At 69.0% G+C, this 15001-nt stretch carries 17 protein-coding genes and 2 pseudogenes; 6 read left to right on the forward strand and 13 right to left on the reverse strand.

Translation table 11 applies throughout. From position 1 onward, the window contains the following. Positions 1-67: 67 nt before the first annotated feature. On the reverse strand, positions 68-241 hold the full coding sequence (locus QUY26_RS08910) for a twin-arginine translocase TatA/TatE family subunit (protein WP_289944803.1): 174 nt from the start codon (positions 239-241) through the stop codon (positions 68-70). A 160-nt stretch (positions 242-401) separates the two neighbouring features. Here QUY26_RS08910 and QUY26_RS08915 point away from each other — a divergent pair, with 160 nt between their 5' ends. Beyond that, complete coding sequence (locus QUY26_RS08915; protein WP_289944804.1) at positions 402-1319, forward strand: ion transporter; 918 nt, start codon at positions 402-404, stop codon at positions 1317-1319. A 24-nt stretch (positions 1320-1343) separates the two neighbouring features. On the opposite strand, the gene QUY26_RS08920 is transcribed toward QUY26_RS08915, so the two are convergent. The 5 genes from QUY26_RS08920 to QUY26_RS08940 form a co-directional block, all read right to left on the reverse strand. Then, positions 1344-2561, reverse strand: a complete 1218-nt coding sequence (locus QUY26_RS08920) for an acyltransferase family protein (protein WP_289944806.1) — start codon at positions 2559-2561, stop codon at positions 1344-1346. Between the two features lie 40 nt (positions 2562-2601). Further along, positions 2602-3225, reverse strand: coding sequence for a TetR/AcrR family transcriptional regulator (locus QUY26_RS08925; RefSeq protein WP_289944807.1), 624 nt, complete (start codon positions 3223-3225; stop codon positions 2602-2604). Between the two features lie 66 nt (positions 3226-3291). Continuing rightward, a complete protein-coding gene (locus QUY26_RS08930; protein ID WP_289944809.1) occupies positions 3292-3879 on the reverse strand; it encodes a TerD family protein in 588 nt (195 codons plus the stop codon). 48 nt (positions 3880-3927) lie between these two features. Continuing rightward, complete coding sequence (locus QUY26_RS08935) at positions 3928-4560, reverse strand: hypothetical protein (protein WP_289944810.1); 633 nt, start codon at positions 4558-4560, stop codon at positions 3928-3930. Between the two features lie 116 nt (positions 4561-4676). Further along, entirely contained in the window at positions 4677-5252 is a 576-nt protein-coding gene (locus QUY26_RS08940; protein ID WP_289944811.1) for a TerD family protein, read from the reverse strand. Between the two features lie 211 nt (positions 5253-5463). Between QUY26_RS08940 and QUY26_RS08945 the strand changes: the two genes are divergently transcribed. Both QUY26_RS08945 and QUY26_RS08950 read left to right on the forward strand, forming a co-directional pair. Next, positions 5464-5868 carry a BlaI/MecI/CopY family transcriptional regulator gene (locus QUY26_RS08945; protein ID WP_289944812.1) on the forward strand — a complete coding sequence of 135 codons (405 nt, stop codon included), beginning with the start codon at positions 5464-5466 and terminating at the stop codon, positions 5866-5868. A gap of 6 nt (positions 5869-5874) precedes the next feature. After that, complete coding sequence (locus QUY26_RS08950) at positions 5875-6810, forward strand: M56 family metallopeptidase (protein WP_289944814.1); 936 nt, start codon at positions 5875-5877, stop codon at positions 6808-6810. Positions 6811-6882: 72 nt separating this feature from the next. Here the strand turns inward: QUY26_RS08950 and QUY26_RS08955 are convergent, their stop codons facing one another. Together QUY26_RS08955 and QUY26_RS08960 are read right to left on the reverse strand one after the other, a co-directional pair. Further along, positions 6883-7146, reverse strand: coding sequence for a GlsB/YeaQ/YmgE family stress response membrane protein (locus QUY26_RS08955; protein WP_289944816.1), 264 nt, complete (start codon positions 7144-7146; stop codon positions 6883-6885). Positions 7147-7290: 144 nt separating this feature from the next. After that, positions 7291-7512: a hypothetical protein gene (locus QUY26_RS08960; protein ID WP_289944818.1), complete on the reverse strand. Its 222-nt coding sequence runs from the start codon at positions 7510-7512 to the stop codon at positions 7291-7293. Between the two features lie 414 nt (positions 7513-7926). Between QUY26_RS08960 and QUY26_RS08965 the strand changes: the two genes are divergently transcribed. Continuing rightward, positions 7927-9303, forward strand: coding sequence for an LCP family protein (locus QUY26_RS08965; protein ID WP_289944820.1), 1377 nt, complete (start codon positions 7927-7929; stop codon positions 9301-9303). 84 nt (positions 9304-9387) lie between these two features. Here the strand turns inward: QUY26_RS08965 and QUY26_RS08970 are convergent, their stop codons facing one another. Next, positions 9388-9843 (reverse strand): tellurite resistance TerB family protein, encoded by a 456-nt coding sequence (locus QUY26_RS08970; protein ID WP_289944824.1) that lies wholly within the window; start codon positions 9841-9843, stop codon positions 9388-9390. 133 nt (positions 9844-9976) lie between these two features. After that, the gene (locus QUY26_RS08975; RefSeq protein WP_289944825.1) at positions 9977-10999 is read right to left on the reverse strand and encodes a sporulation protein; all 1023 of its coding nucleotides are present in this window, start codon (positions 10997-10999) and stop codon (positions 9977-9979) included. A gap of 370 nt (positions 11000-11369) precedes the next feature. On the opposite strand from QUY26_RS08975, the gene QUY26_RS40915 reads away from it, so the two are divergent. Continuing rightward, entirely contained in the window at positions 11370-11603 is a 234-nt protein-coding gene (locus QUY26_RS40915) for a hypothetical protein (RefSeq protein ID WP_354670774.1), read from the forward strand. Here QUY26_RS40915 and QUY26_RS08985 read toward each other — a convergent pair. The 3 genes and pseudogenes from QUY26_RS08985 to QUY26_RS08995 all read right to left on the reverse strand — a co-directional run. Beyond that, a pseudogene (locus QUY26_RS08985) lies at positions 11564-11668 on the reverse strand (TetR family transcriptional regulator); the annotation flags it as partial. The gene QUY26_RS40915 and the pseudogene QUY26_RS08985 overlap by 40 nt on opposite strands. A gap of 93 nt (positions 11669-11761) precedes the next feature. Then, on the reverse strand, positions 11762-12535 hold the full coding sequence (locus QUY26_RS08990; protein ID WP_289944826.1) for a hypothetical protein: 774 nt from the start codon (positions 12533-12535) through the stop codon (positions 11762-11764). A gap of 31 nt (positions 12536-12566) precedes the next feature. Next, the gene (locus tag QUY26_RS08995) at positions 12567-13253 is read right to left on the reverse strand and encodes a hypothetical protein (protein WP_289944827.1); all 687 of its coding nucleotides are present in this window, start codon (positions 13251-13253) and stop codon (positions 12567-12569) included. A 595-nt stretch (positions 13254-13848) separates the two neighbouring features. On the opposite strand from QUY26_RS08995, the pseudogene QUY26_RS09000 reads away from it, so the two are divergent. After that, positions 13849-14437, forward strand: a pseudogene (locus QUY26_RS09000) (transposase family protein); the annotation flags it as partial. Positions 14438-15001: the final 564 nt, after the last annotated feature.

Raw genomic sequence — 15001 nt, forward strand, 5'->3', positions numbered from 1 at the left:
TGGGCCATGACCGCGAGCAGATGTCTCCAGGGTCGACAGCACCCGTTGTCGACCGCGGCCCGTGCGATCAGTGGCGTTGGGCGGGGTCCGGGCCTTCGGGGTCGTTCTTCAGCGCGCGCTTCTCGCTCTTGAGGATGCGGGTCGCCTTGCCGGCTGAGCGTGTCAGCTCGGGCAGCTTCCTCACGGCGAGGACGACCACGACGACAAGGAGGATCAGGGCCAGCTCGCTCAAGCCGAACATCAGGTCCACTCACTCCCGGATACGTGTGGCGGCCGACGCCCGCTGCGCCGGTATCTACAATCCTGTAGAAGTGTCGCCCATGGGGAGACGTCTCAACAACCCCGCCCTTCCGTCCTGTTGGCCGTAGCGGGAGCGCGCCGTCGAGATGTGAGGAAGCAGAGTGCCAGACCCTACGGACAGGGCTCCGTCCGCCCGCGAGGTTCTCGCGGCGCGCTGCAGGGCCGTCACCGAGGCGCGCTGGTTCACGGTCACCGTCTTCGCGCTGATCCTCGCCAACGCGGCCCTGCTGGGCGTGGAGACGTACGCGGGTCTGGTGGCGGACTGGCACCGGTGGTTGAGCCTTGCCGAGCACGTCTGTGTGGCCGCCTTCACCATCGAGATACTCCTGCGCGTCTCCGCGCACGCCGACCGGCCCAGGGACTTCTTCCGCGACCCGTGGAACCTCTTCGACCTGGCCGTGCTCCTGTCCGCTTTCTTGCCGGTCATCCGTGAGAACGGCACCATCCTGCGGCTGCTGCGCCTGGCGCGCATCCTGCGGGCGGCCCGTTTCCTGCCGCAGCTGCGCGTGGTGATGGTCGCCGTGGGGCGCAGCCTGCCGGGTACGGTCAGCTTCCTGCTCGTCGGCGCGCTGCTGCTGTATCTGTACGCGATGGTGGGCTGGGTCTTCTTCGCCGACCACGACCCCGAGCACTTCGGCTCCATCGGCCGTGCCGTCCTCACCTTGTTCCTGTTGATGACCCTGGACGGCCTGGGGGACGCGGTCCGCGCGGGTCTGGAGATCTCCCGCTGGAGCTTCGTCTACTACGCCTCGTACGTCCTGCTGGCCTCCTTCGTCCTGGTCAACGTCCTCATCGGCGTGGTCATCACCTCGCTGGAGGAAGCACGCGACATGGAGAAGAAGCGCGATGCGGAAGGTGACGCCGTGGCCTCCTCCGGCACCGCGGCGCCCGTCGACCAGGACCTGCTGCGCGAACGCATCGCCACAGCGCGCCGCGCCCTCGACGATCTCGAACGGACCCTCACACCCCCGCAGCGGGAAGCGGAGCAAACCGTTTCGACGTCCAGTAGGCACCCATAGCGAAGCAGACCTCAACCGCCCCTGCTACAGCACCCGTCGGGCTCCGGGCAGTCGGCGCAGCCCCGCTGCGAGCAGGAAGGAAGCCGGGACGGCGAGACCCGACACGATCAGCCAGGCGGTCACGGGCGGCAGAGCCCGGTCGGCAAGGAAGTACTGCGCGGTCACCACCAGCGGCAGATGGATCACGTAGACGGCGTAGGCGCCGGCGGCCAGTTCCTTCTGAAGGCGTCCGCGGCGGGTGACGGCCTCACGAAAGAGCGCGAGGAAGCCGACGCACAGCGACACGCACAGCGCGCTGTCGTACGCCGCCCAGAGCGCCGATGGCGTGTCGAGTCCGCCGGGGCCGAAGCAGTCCGCGTCAGCGCCGACCGCGAACAGTGCAGCCGCTCCCGCCGCACCCCCGGCGAGCCACACCCAGCCGACGCGGGCGTCGAACCGCTCAAGCCAGTCGCGCCGCGAGGCCAGGACGCCGAGCGTGAAGAAGGCGGCGTACTGCGGGAACCGGGCGGGCTCGACCTGGAGGATGTCCAGGAACGGCACCCACTCGTCGAGCGGGTACGCCAGCCGGATCAGGAAGGACGCGACGGCGATCACGGTGGCGAGCAGCAGCAGGTGCCGGTGCCCGGGCGCCGCTTCCGCACGCGGGGAGCGGGCGCGCTCGCGGTCGCCGGCCAGGAGGCGGGCCAGCCACCGGCACAGGACGTACAGCAGGCTGTAGGCGAGCAGGTTCTGAATGAACCACAGGTGCCCGAACTGCAGGTCCGGCCAGGACGGTCCGCTCCAGTCGGCGGGCTCGTCCCCGAGCCCGAGGTACACGTCGGTGAAGTAGCGCGGGAACGCGATCGACGGCAGGCCGCGGTAGTGCACGTAGTACGCGTACATCAGCCCCGGCACGATCGTGAGCGCGCCCACGGTCAAGGGGATGCCGAGGCGCAGTAACCGCCCCTTCAGGAAGGCGCGTCCGCCCCGCCGCCGGCAGGAGACGGGCACGAAGACCGCGGAGGCGAAGAAGAACAGGCTCATGAAGAAGGAGCCGTCGAGGGCGGAGAGGGTGGCGAGCGGGCCGGTGCGGGGCTGGTCTTCGACGTACCACCAGTCGGCGGGCCCGTAGGGCTGGGCGGCGTGGTGGATCACGACCAGGACGGTCAGGGCGACGCGGAGGTTGTCGAGCCAGTCGAGGCGGGTGGGTGAGCGCGGTGTCGATTGCTGGGAAGGGGCGTCGGAGCCCGATGCGGTGTGCATGCGTACACCATGGTGTACGCATGCACACCCCGCACTGGTGCTAGCCCCCCTTTGCCTCTTCTGCGGAGCCGAAGAACCCCCGCATCAGGAGGATCTGGTTGGCCGCGCTGCGGCGCGCGAGCACCTCGGGGGCGAACATCGGCTCGTCGAGGTTGGGCTGCATGACGCGCTCCAGGAGCAGCGGGCCGAGGATCAGGCACAGCATCTGGAAGGGCGCCCACTCCCCGACGTCCGCCGCCATTGCGTCGCTTCCGTGGACGGCGGCCAGGCGCTCCACCTCCACCCGCGCCCCGCTCAGGAGCCGCTCGAAAAGGGCCGCGCTCGCCTCGCTGTCCTCGAGCAGCACCTGGCGCAGATAGCCGCGCAGCACCGGGTCCGCCCCGAACACACGCGCCGAGACGTCGCCGAGGGACGCCATCAGCTCCGCCCCGGGCTCCAGCTCACGCAGTTCGCGTCCGATGCGGTCGAGCACATGGGTGTCGACGGCCGCCCGCAGCCCTTCTTTCGAGCCGAAGTGCTTGGTCACGAGTGCCGGGGACAGTCCCGCGGCAGCCGCCACGGCCCGGGTCGACGTCGCCTCGAAGCCCCGCTCGGCGAACAGTTCAAGTGCCGCCTCGCGCAGTCGGGCCCGCCCGGTCAGGTCGTTCTTCGCCACCGCTCGCATGAGCAGAAGCGTAACGAGCGGTCCCTGTGAGGGTTCTGGCCTTGCGGCGCGTGAGTACGCCGTGGCTCACAGGTGGGCGGCGATGGCGGGCATGAGGTCCTGGAAGGTGCGACCCGCGGCCGGTTCTCCGATGGCCTTCATCTGCCAGCCGGGGCCGGTCCGCTGGACCTTGGCCATGATCTGGGCGGTGTGGTTGCCGCCGCCGGTGAGGGTGTAGCGGGCCAGCTCCTGTCCGCTCGTTTCGTCGATCAGGCGGCAGAAGGCGTTCTGGACCTCGGCGAAGGTCTGGCCGGTGAAGGAGTTGACGGTGAAGACGATCTGGTCGACCTCCGCGGGGACGCGGGCGAGGTCGACGAGGATGGCTTCGTCGTCGCCGCCCTGACCCGCGCCGCCGACCAGGTTGTCGCCGGTGTGACGCACGGACCCGTCCTTGCTGGTGAGGTGCTGGAAGAACACGAAGTCGACCGGCTGTCCGGCGGCGAACAGCACGGCGGAGGCATCCAGGTCGATCTCGCCGCCGCCGGTGAGCTTGGCGAGGAAGCCCTTGCGCGGGGCGGCCTGCCAGCCGAGCCCCATGCGTACGGAGCTCAGCGTGGTGCCATCGGTCTTGCTCAGGTTGATCTGCTGACCCTTGGTGAGGTTCACGGAGGACATGGAGGAGCTTCTTTCTGTACTGGGGCGAGTGGCCGGGGGGGGTGTGGGTTACTGCGGGTGGGGTGGGCTCGCGGAGAGCTGCTGGCGCAGGTACGGGAGCATGCCGCGCTCCAGCAGCGCCTGCTGCCAGGTGTTACGGGCCTGTTCGGCCGCCGGATTGTGGACGACAAGCGGCGGAGCCGGAGTGGTGCGTCGGCGAAGTGCTGTCGTGAGCAGGCCGCCGAGTCCCATAGCGGTGGTGACGACCGAGATCAGGGCGCTGATCCATCCGGAGGTGATGAGGGAGGGGGCCATCCGGCTCTCTGGCGTGACGAGTCGGATGCCGTACCCGAGGAAGAGGAAGGCCACGCCGGCGATCGCGGAGAGGAGCGGAGCCAGGACCGCGACGGCCGGAAGCAGCACCCCGGCTCCAGGACTGGTGGGAGGCCGTGACGGCTCGCCCGGGTCCTGGAGGACGTGGGTCACTGCGGCGCGGGCTCGCCGATAGGCCCGGTACTCATCGGCGGCCGTCCCGGCTATCTCCGTGGCGGAGGCCCAGGCCCGGGCGCGAAGTTGGTGCCTGTCGGGGGCGGTCGACCCCTGTTCCAGGGCGGAGCGGATGTCGGTGACGTCCAGGGCGAGGTTCAGGACCCACTCGAAGTCGGCCCGGTCCTCCGGGCGCAGGTGCGGCAGGTGTGTCACATCTCTTCCCGGCGATGCTGACGATGAGGTTGAGCACGCGCGTGCCGTGGTCTGCCAGCCTCCACGAGGTCCGCATCCCTGGCCCGCCGAGCTGGCGGAGGCTGGCGAACTGGTTCTCAGACGGTGACGCCGAAGTCGGCGGCGATACCGGCGAGGCCGCTGGCGTAGCCCTGGCCGACCGCGCGGAACTTCCACTCCTCGCCGTTGCGGTACAGCTCCCCGAAGACCATGGCCGTCTCGGTGGAGGCGTCCTCGGTGAGGTCGTAGCGGGCGATCTCCTGGCTGTCGGCCTGGTTCACGACACGGATGAAGGCGCCTCGGACCTGGCCGAAGGACTGCTGGCGGGCCTCGGCGTCATGGATGGACACCGGGAACGTGATCCTGGTGACGTCGGCGGGAACCGCGGCGAGATCGACCTTGATGACCTCGTCGTCGCCCTCGCCCTGGCCGGTGAGATTGTCACCGGTGTGCTCCACGGAGCCGTCGGGGCTCTTGAGGTTGTTGTAGAAGACGAAGTGCCCGTTGGAGGCGACCTTGCCGGAGTCCCCCACGAGCAGCGCGGACGCGTCCAGGTCGAAGTCCGTGCCGGTGGTGGTACGCACGTCCCAGCCGAGACCGACCAGGACGGCCGTCAGCCCGGGGGCCTCCTTGCCGAGCGACACGTTGCCACCCTTGGACAGCGAAACTCCCATGCTCTACTCCCGAGTTGAGTCAACCAAGGGCTCGGACGCGCAGCCCACGAAGCCTAGAATCTACAGCACTGTAGAGAACTCGGGTGGGACGTCCCGCGACCGCCTACGACTGAATTCGGCCTTGATGAGCCCCGGTTGCCCACCGGCGGGCCAGTACGATGTGGCGCGCTCCGGACACACGGGGGAGGTCCGGAGCAGAAGGGAGCCGGGCATGACGGACACAGGACGCGGCCGGGACGATTCACGCCACCGGCGGCGCGGACAGGGCGAGCTGGAAGCACTCGTCCTGTCCTCGTTGCGCGAGGCCGACGAGGCGGTGAGCGCGGCCTGGGTCCAGGAACGGCTCGGCGGCGACCTCGCCTACACCACCGTGATCACGATCCTCACCCGACTGCTCGCCAAGGGCGTGGTGACCAGGGAGCGCGTGGGCCGGTCGTTCGTATGGACCTCGGCCTCCGACGAGGCGGGACTCGCGGCGCACAAGATGCGCAAGGTCCTCGACGGCGAACGGGACCGCGAAGCGGTCCTCGCCAGCTTCATCACGGCCCTGTCCGCCGAGGACGAGCGGGTGTTGCGGGACCTGTTGCGCGACACCCCCGCGGGGCGGGAAGACTGACACCTCATGGGGGTCTTCATCTTCCTGCCGCTGGTGCTGCCGCTGACGGCCTGGCCGGTGGCACGCCTGGCCGAACAGCACCTGCACCCGCGCCTAGCCACCCGCCTCCTGACCGGGGTGGCCGTGGTGATGGCCACGTGCAGCACGGTCAGCCTGGGCCTGCTCATGGTCGTGGGCACCGCACAACTGCCCGGCAACCCGCTGCCGGACGGCTGGTCGGACCCGGAGGTACGCGAGGCCGTCCCGTACGAGGAGGTCGTCGGCAAGATCGCCATCCCCGTCCTCCTCGTCGTGGCCACCGGCTGCGGACGCACGATGCGCCGCCACCGGCTCGTACGCCGACGGGCCCGCCTGGCACTGCGCGGGGTGCGGGACACGACGGTGGTCGTGCTGGACGACGCCGAGCCCTACGCGTACGCGCTACCGGGCGGCAGGGCACCTGACCGGATCGTGGTGACGACAGGCCTGCTGTCCTGCCTCCAGGCACCCCAGCGCCGGGCCCTGTTCGCCCACGAGCGGGCCCACCTCGCCGCCGGGCATCACCGGCACCTGCTCGCGGTGCAGCTGGCAGCCCGCGCCAACCCCTTCCTGCGCCCACTGCGCACGGCCGTCGCGTACACCACCGAGCGCTGGGCCGACGAAGAAGCCGCCCAGACGGTCGGCGACCGCAGAACAGTCGCCATCGCGATCGGCAAGGCCGCCCTGGTCTCCAAGGGCGCCCCCGCGCCCACGCTCGCCGGCCTCACAGGGGCGGGGCCGGTCCCGCGCCGCGTCGCGGCCCTGCTGGGCCCGGCACCCCTCGCCCGCAGCTGGCCCTCGGTGTTCACCTCGGTGGGGCTCGCCGCATGGACGGCGGCCGTCGGGACGGTCGCCTCGGCCATGTCCTCGGCCAACTCGGCCGTGACGATGATCCTCATCCTGCACGCGGCCACACCCCTGTAGGTCGTGCCCCAGCTGTCGCGGGCACCTGCGCACAGCCCGAGGCCCATCCAGCAGGGGCAGCGCGGCGGCCGGTCAGGCGCGGTCCTTGAACCGCTGGAGCGCGGCCACACCCGCCGCGGCCAAGGCGACCTGGATCGCCCATTCGATCCAGTCGATGCCCCGGGTCTCCGACACACCGAGACCGGCGGCGATGCCGGTGCCGACCAGGGCCGCGGCGATGCCGACGGCGATCGTCCACAGCATGCCGATCCGCTGGCGCCCCGGCAGGACCAGGCGTCCCAGAGCTCCGATGATCAGGCCGATCAGTACCGCACTGATGACACCCGAGATACCCATCTCATTGCCCCTATGGAGGATTCGTCCCGCTCAGCGGGATACAGCCGACGAACACAGGGTTGGTTGCGGGCTTCTCCCCGCAGCACCTTGGGGCGGGCCGGCGCCCTCGCTCGTCGCGTGGTCCACCGGCCCGCAGATGGCGTGCTACTTCGTCGCGGCCTCCAGTGCCGCCAGCGCCTGCGCCCACCGCACGTACTTCAGATCCGCGAGATCGGCCACCGTCTTGACGCCGAACGCCTCCTTGAGCAGCTCACCGTCGCGGTCCGATACACCCTTCAACGCGGACACCGGCGCAGCGAGGACCTCCGCGATCTCCTTGTCCACCCACGCCTTATCCACCACTTTGCCCAGTTCGATCGTGGCCATGACAGTCCTCCCAGGAGACGGAAACGGCAAGGCAAGGGGCACCCCCCGCCTTCTACATTCATGTAGAAGGCTAGAGGACAGGAGCCGCCTGCGGAGCGGAGAGCCGTCAATTCGGCGCCAATACACCCGCCCCCGGACGGCCCACCCGGACGAGGGAGAGAGAACTCCGCCATCATCACCCGGACAGGTAGCGGCAGTCGGGCCCGAAGAGGTACTCCGAGTGACGCCCCACCGTGAGTCGAGGCATCGCGCACCCTCCATCGGGGCGGACGCGAGCGCTCGCACGTCGGCACGCCTCCCGACCCGCGTCCCGGCCCCCTCACGGCGCGAGCCCTACCCTAATTTCTACACGCATGTAGAGTTCAGCTCCTTGACGCCACACCCTTGTGACCCCGGAGCTGGACTGGAGATGGGATGGGACGCCATCGGTGCGATTCGCGCGCCCGCAACAGACCGTCGCAGAGGAAGCACCGTCCGCTGCGGTGGGTGCTCGGTTCGCTCACGGTGCTCGTGCTGACGGCCGCGGGGGTCGGGGTGTGGATCTATCAGGATCTGAACGGCAACATCCACGCCGCCGACATCGACGCCAAGCTGGGAAGTGACCGGCCCGCCAATCTGAGCCCTGGCTCGAAGAACATCCTGGTCGTGGGCTCGGACAGCCGAGACGGCGCCAACGCCAAGTACGGCAGGGGCCTTGAGACCATGCAGTCGGACACCCTGATGCTGGTGCACCTGCCGGCCGACCGGAAGTGGGCCACGGTCGTGTCCTTCCCGCGCGACTCCTGGGTCAGGATCCCCGCCTGCGACAAGGGCGACGGCAGACTGTCCGCCGTCCACCACTTCAAGATCAACGAAGCGTTCTCGATCGGCGGCAGCACCGGGGATGTGGCGAGCGCCGCGGCCTGCACCATAAAGACCGTGGAGGCGAACACCGGCCTGCGCGTGGATCACTTCGCCTCCCTGGACTTCCAGGGCTTCAAGGGCATGGTCAACGCCCTGGGCGGCATCGAGGTCTGCCCGAAGGAGGCGATCCACGACAAGAAGGCCCACCTGGACCTGGAAGCGGGCTGCCAGACCATAAGGGGCGAGGAGGCGCTGGGCTACGTCCGTACCCGCTACAGCGTCGGCGACGGCTCGGACATCGGGCGCATCGGCCGCCAGCAGGAGTTCATGGAAGCCCTCGCCGAAAAGGCGCAATCGAAGCTCACCAACCCCAAGGCGCTGTACGGCTTCTTGAAGTCCGCGACCACGTCACTGACCACGGACAGCTCGCTGGCCGGGATAAAGCCCCTGTACGGGCTGGCGTCCGAGCTGAAGGGCGTCCCGGGCGACCGGCTGACCTTCCTGACCGTCCCGAACTACCCGCGCCAGGCCGACGTCCCCACCGACCGGGCGAACGTGGTGTGGCAGTTCCCGCAGGCCGCCGACCTGTTCGCCGCCCTGGCCCAAGACAAGGAGGTCGGCAAGGCCGACAAGCGGAAGCTGAAGGCCGCGGCCAAGAATCCGGTGTACGCCTCGTCCGTCCGCGTGCGCGTCCTCAACGGGACGGACAGCCCCGGCCGCGCCGGGGCGGCCGCGGAGCAGCTGCGCGAGGCGGGCCTCGTCGTCACGGAAACCGGCAACGCGCCAGCGAGTGCCCACGCCACGCGGGTGAGCTACCCGGACGGAATGAAGGAGCGCGCCGAGCAGGTCGCCTCCCGGCTGCCCGGCACCCGCGCCGTGCGGGACGCGGAGGCGACACCCGGCGTGGTGACGGTGACCATAGGCGAGGACTTCAAGCGCGTGCGCTGATCGCACCACCCCGCCCTGGCGCGATTCCGCGACAAGGCGGGGATGACGTCGACGCCCCGGTCGCCGGCAGAAGGAGCCGGAGACCTAGAGGTCGAACTCGTGCGGCGGCAGGTCGAGCGTGTAGCACGCCTCCCGCACGACGGCCTGCTCGTCCTTGTCGAAGTCGCCGTCGGCACCACCGATGACGATGCCGATCTGGATGACCGCGCGGGCCTCGGCGGGCTTCTTCTTGGCCTTGGCGATCTCCTGGAGCACGCTGACCTTGCCGAGCTGGAAGTCGGCGGCCAGCTGGTCGAGGTTCGCCTCGAACCGTCGCTGGAGGTCCTCGGAGGGGAAGTTGCGCAGCACCTCGTTGGTGAGGATGAGTTCGGTGACGCGCTGGCGCTCGGAGGGGTCCACCGAGCCGTCGGCGGCCGCGACCAGGGCGCACATCGCCATACTGGCGTCCCGGAAGGCGCCGCTCTTCAGGTCGTTCTTCTTGGCCATGAGCTGCGTCTGCATCTGCGACGCGGATTCCTTCAAACGGTCCCACAGGGCCATGCCCGCTCAACTCCAGCCGATGTCGTGAGTGTTGTCCGGGCCGCAGGGAGCACAGCCCGGACAACACCTATCTTCTACAGAAATGTAGAAGCTAGCAGGAGTACGCCTGGTTTCCGCCTGGCATGCTCAGTGTTCACTCTTCTTCCGCGTCTTCGTCGCCTTCGAAGAAGTCCCCGACCTCGTCGACCACTTCGGCCGCGACCATGCCGCCGACGACACCGACCGCGAGCCCAGCGGCACCCGCCGCGACGGCGGTGCCCACGCCCGGCCCGGAGCGATGGTGCCCGCCGTGACCGTGGCCGTCGTGGCCGTGCGGGTGGAAGCCGTGACCGTGGCCGTGGCTGTCGTGACCGTGGCCGTAGGCGTCACTGTGTCCGTACGAGGACCGGTGCTCGACCATCTGCCGCACCCAGCCGTCGACCACGCTCTTCCAGTCCTGGTGCGTGATTCCCTCGTGGGAGACGGCGAAGCGGGTGACCGCGTCATGGCCGGAGGAGAAGAAGCCGCCGCGCTTGTCGGCCTCCAGCACCACCTCCATCTCGTCGCGGTGGGCCAGGAAGCTCACCTCGATCTCGTTGACCGTGTGCGCGTACTCCGGGGACGGGGCGAGCTCGATCTCCTGGTAGAAGGGCAGTTGCTGGCCGGTGCCGCCGATGCGGCCCAGCTCCAGGTCGGCGGACTTGAAGCCGAAGCCGAGCTGCCCGAAGGCTTCCAGGATCACCTCCTGGGCAGGCAGTGGGGCGACGGCCAGTGCGTCCAGGTCTCCCTTGTCCTTGGCGCCCGCCACCGCCAGTTCGGTGCGCACGCCGAGGACGATGCCCAGGCTCTGCCCGTACAACTCGGTGATCGGCGTCTCCCATGGCAGGGTGATCGCGAACGGCACGCTGTCCTGCTGGCCCTCGCCGAGCCGGAAGCCGCCGCCGACGATGAACCGGTCGAAGGCCACATACCCCTCGCGCTCACCGCCGTCGTGCTCGGCCTCCACACGCGCCACCAGCTCCAGGGTGATGTGCTCGACGTCGACGTCGGCGTTGCCGCCCTGGAGGTTCACCTGCCCGCGCAGTGTCCCGCCGGGCTGGATGGCGCCGGGCTTGAGGACCGTATCCACCGAGGGGCCGCCCACCCCGAGCGATCCGAGCAGTCGCTTGAACACCATCGCGGCGTTCACTCCTTACCGTTCTTCGACGTTCCGTCAGAATCCCTTGTCTACAGGGCTGTAGAAGGAGGATAGAGCGGACGCACCCGGTGGGGACAGCGCAGCGGGAATACGTACTCCTGATGACGTACGCAGGGCACTGATCGGCCCCTACCGTCCGGAACGTGCCCCCTCGCAGTCCTTCTCTCCCCCCCCGCCCGCGTCGCATCCGGTGGCCGGTGGCCGGTGGCCATCATGTTCGTCACCGGCGCGGCGTGCGCGGGCTGGGCGCTGTACGGGCACATCGGGGAACTGCTGAACCTGCCGGTGATGGTGGCCCTGTACACGCTCGCCGTGCGGGGCCACCGCCGGGCGGACCCTGCGCACCGCCGTGATCGCGCCCCTGGCCTCAGGGGTGGTGTCGGTGGTGGCGGGCATCGGCGTCGCGCAGCCGCAGGGCGCGCCACTGCTGGAGATGCTCTGGCCGCTCGTACCACTGCTGCTTGGGGAAGTGGTCCACGGACGGCAGGAGTTGATGCGGGAGTACGCCGACCCGGCGGTCCGCGCGCAGACCGAGCGGGAGCGGGCAACTCGAAGAAGCTCATTCATGGGCGCGGCCCGATAGCCCCGCTGTCCGAAGATCCTCACCGCCGAGTCCAGCATCCGCTGCTCGCGCACAGCCCGTGGCATCCTCGCCTGCCGGCGCGTCCCGCTTGCCCGGCCCCCGCGTTCCACGCTGTCCGTTCACCGGTCAGCGTACGGTCGACGGGGGCCAGGGAACGATTACCGGATGAGCCCGCTCACCGGCACGATCAGCGCATCGGCCCGGGCTCCCAGCTTCGCGGCGACTCCGTCGCGCAGCGGCCCGTACACCTCGTCGTTGAGATGAAGTATCTGCGATCCGCGGAAGACTTCGGCACCGGCTTGGAATTCCATACGCAGCAGCCGCCCGATCTCCGTGGCTTCATTCTCGATCCGGAGTCGGAATCTGCCGAGCCGCACGGTCGCAAGGCCATCCGTCTCGTCTACGGCGGCCACCTGGAAGTTTCCGGCGCGTTCGACATGGCTCTCCTTTTCGAAGAGTTTCGCTGCCGGGTCGTCATCGGGCAGGGTCGTGAGAACCTTCAGTGCCGCGGTCACCCGTTCCACGGACGGTGCGTCGGAAATGCGGGTGAGCACCTTCAGGATCACGGGACCTAGTCGGTAGGGAAACTTGCGGGGCTTGTGCCGGGTGAGCCCCTCATGTTCCTTGATGACCCAGCCGACACGTTCGAGGGTTTCCCCGTAAGAGCGGTACCAATTCTCCGCTTCCGTGTACCGGTCGTACTTCTTGTTGGCCACGAGTTGGGCCAGGAGAACGGAATGGAGCACATCTCTTCTGTGCCCCTCGGAAACCGCGGCCGAGAGGACGACCAGAGCGCCGCCGTCGACCGCGGCACCCGCACCGCCCCGCGGGACCGGGAGCAAGGGGCCCGGTGGTACGGGTTCAGGCCCCAGGTCCCAGTCCGTCATCGCGTCCAGCGCCGCCAGGCGCTCCCACTCGGACTTGTCCATCACGACGTCAGGTTCCGGATGTCCGTCCGGCGCCCTAGATCTCCAGCTCGTCGATGAACTTGTCGGCCTTGTCGCCGAGCTTCCTGATGATCGCCTCGCGGACCTGCTCGTACACGTCCTCGTTGAGCGTCATCGTCTGCCGGGCCTGGAACATCGTCGTGCTGGAGCGCGGGAAGCTGAAGAACAGCACGCGCGTGACGCGCTCGTTGGTCTTGAAGTGGAACGCACCGATCTTCATCACGACGGTGTCGCGCGCCGAGACGCCGCACGCCGAGATCTGGAAGTTGCCCAGATTCTCGCTGTGCGAGCTGCTCTCGAAGAGCACCACGCGACGGTCCCTGTCAGGCAGGGCCTTCAGCGCCGCGATGGTGGCCTTCGCCACCGCCAGTTCGCGGCCCGTGGCGATGGCCTGGAGCAGTGCGATGACGGCCCGGTCCACGGTGAACCGGGAGCCGGCCACCGAGAGCCTCGCGAACGAGAAGGACGGCACGACCCAGCCGACCTGCTCAAGCACGGACCGGTAGAAGCCGTACCACTTGTCGGTTTCCTTCTCCCGGTCGAACTTCTTGTTCGCCGCGAGCTGCGCGAGCAGCGTGGAGTTGAGGACGTCGGACTTCTGCTGACCGTTCAGGCCGTCAGTGAAAGCGACGACGGACCCCGCGACGACCGCGGCCGACTCTTCTTCCTCCTGCAGCGCCACGCCTGCGGGGAAGTAGCTCATTTCCGGAAGATCGAGCTCGAGGCCGTCGATGAACTGAAGTGAATCAGCGACCTTCTGTTTCTGTTCGACTTCAATGTCGGAAGACGTCACAACGCCCCCTCTGTCGAATGCCACTTGGCGCCTCAGATCGGCGCAATAATCTGCGGGGCAAACCCCGCTGGTGCTCCTTGAATGCAGGAGCAGTCCCCCATCGGCCAGTGAAATCGTCCAGCGAAATCCACTGGTGAGTGTCATAATATGCCCACCCATGGAGTCGTCAAGAGCATGGCAAGGCAATGACCAGGACTCGCCTCGAACACATTTTGTGGTGGGTCGGGTGTGAAAAGAAAGGCCCCCGGGAGCTGAGGTGGCCACCCGGACGTGTTCCGCGCGCCCGTGACGGCGGGACGTGAGGCCGTATCGGGCTGCTGCCGCTACGCGACCGCAGCGGGCCCAGTGGGGCGACCGAGGGCCTCACCCGACGTCGGCAGTACGGCGAAGAAGGAGGCCAGGCGTGTGATCCGCAGCAGCCACAGGACGCGGGGCGGGGGTGCGGCCAGTACGAGTGGCCCGGCGCGCTCGGTGACCCGCGCCGTGAACTGGGCGTTTCCCCGGTATGGCCGGGGTGTTGAGGGCTGAACGGGTGTGGGTGGAGACGTGTACCGGGCTGCGGGTGGCTCAGTTTGCGCGGCTGCTGAGGGTGGTGCGGGAGCGGGGCGGCAACGGCACGAGCTGGCCGCCCGTGGAGCCTGCCGCTGGCCGAGCGGGCGCTGGCGGTGGCGGTGGCGGTGGCGGTCCACTACCGCACGAACTTGACGATGTGACAGCTGGGACCGCTGTTCTGCGTCCCGTCGTCCACGGTGTGCCGGGTGCTCCAAAGCCTGGGCCACTGCTCGCGCTTGAGCCCGTCTCCCGCCCGGTGGATGTCCCCGAGCGACTGTGGATCGTGGACGGAACATCGCCCCCGGTCGCGGACCGGGACGTCGCCCCCGGTCCGCGACCGGGACGTCGGGGCGTCCAGCCGCACCTACCGGTTCTCGGCACATGTGCAGGTCATCGTCGCTGCGGACACCCGGATGGCGATCGCGGCGGCCTCTCCGGTGCCGGGCACCATCGCGGACGCACTCGCCTGGCGCGCATCCGGGCTGAGCCGGCACTGCGCGGATGCGACCGTGCTCGGCGACGGCGCCTACCTCAACTGCGGGAGCCACGTCTATGCAGCGTCCACCGCACAGCCTAGGTTCCCCGCCTGATCCCGGGCGTCGGCCATTGCTGTAGTCGCACGCGCCGCGCGAGGCGTCGAACCGGCCTCCCCTCTCGCGGCCTGCCACCGCCACCTCGCAGCAGGAGCCCGAGATATCCGCCACGGCCCATCACAGCGCCAGGCCGCCCTCCACACCGGACGCCCCGGAGCGGACACTGGCGCACCTGCCCCTTCCCCGCCGCCCTGGACCCGCTCCCGGCCAGAGCCGACGACGACCACGGCCCGGCAAAGCCGATTTTGAACCATTCCTGGGCAGCCGAAGCACCTACGAATGCCGCCCCCACTGAGCCCCGAATCCGGCCATAGCCGTCAGAGCTTCACCAAGGGAAAGCCAAGGAGGTGCTGCTGCGGACCACGCCTGGTGCACCGCGACCTGCGAAAACACGCCCCTGATGACCCATCAGGAAGTGCACCAAACGTGCGTCATACGTGCGTCACGCGCGTCGCTCGTGCGTCAAGATATCGCCCGCAACGCACACAACACCCATAATGCACACCAGCCGAA

This window comes from Streptomyces flavofungini (genome assembly GCF_030388665.1).
Classification (GTDB): Bacteria; Actinomycetota; Actinomycetes; order Streptomycetales; family Streptomycetaceae; genus Streptomyces; species Streptomyces flavofungini_A.

Coding starts and splice junctions, on each gene's coding strand:
- QUY26_RS08955 (WP_289944816.1), bottom strand. CDS start 7,146: ATGGGTATCTCGGGTGTCATCAGTGCGGTACTGATCGGCCTGATCATC.
- QUY26_RS08975 (WP_289944825.1), bottom strand. CDS start 10,999: ATGGTGTTCAAGCGACTGCTCGGATCGCTCGGGGTGGGCGGCCCCTCG.
- QUY26_RS08920 (WP_289944806.1), bottom strand. CDS start 2,561: ATGCACACCGCATCGGGCTCCGACGCCCCTTCCCAGCAATCGACACCG.
- QUY26_RS08910 (WP_289944803.1), bottom strand. CDS start 241: ATGTTCGGCTTGAGCGAGCTGGCCCTGATCCTCCTTGTCGTCGTGGTC.
- QUY26_RS08960 (WP_289944818.1), bottom strand. CDS start 7,512: ATGGCCACGATCGAACTGGGCAAAGTGGTGGATAAGGCGTGGGTGGAC.
- QUY26_RS08965 (WP_289944820.1), top strand. CDS start 7,927: ATGGGACGCCATCGGTGCGATTCGCGCGCCCGCAACAGACCGTCGCAG.
- QUY26_RS08925 (WP_289944807.1), bottom strand. CDS start 3,225: ATGCGAGCGGTGGCGAAGAACGACCTGACCGGGCGGGCCCGACTGCGC.
- QUY26_RS08970 (WP_289944824.1), bottom strand. CDS start 9,843: ATGGCCCTGTGGGACCGTTTGAAGGAATCCGCGTCGCAGATGCAGACG.
- QUY26_RS08940 (WP_289944811.1), bottom strand. CDS start 5,252: ATGGGAGTTTCGCTGTCCAAGGGTGGCAACGTGTCGCTCGGCAAGGAG.
- QUY26_RS08950 (WP_289944814.1), top strand. CDS start 5,875: ATGGGGGTCTTCATCTTCCTGCCGCTGGTGCTGCCGCTGACGGCCTGG.
- QUY26_RS08945 (WP_289944812.1), top strand. CDS start 5,464: ATGACGGACACAGGACGCGGCCGGGACGATTCACGCCACCGGCGGCGC.
- QUY26_RS08995 (WP_289944827.1), bottom strand. CDS start 13,253: ATGAGCTACTTCCCCGCAGGCGTGGCGCTGCAGGAGGAAGAAGAGTCG.
- QUY26_RS08930 (WP_289944809.1), bottom strand. CDS start 3,879: ATGTCCTCCGTGAACCTCACCAAGGGTCAGCAGATCAACCTGAGCAAG.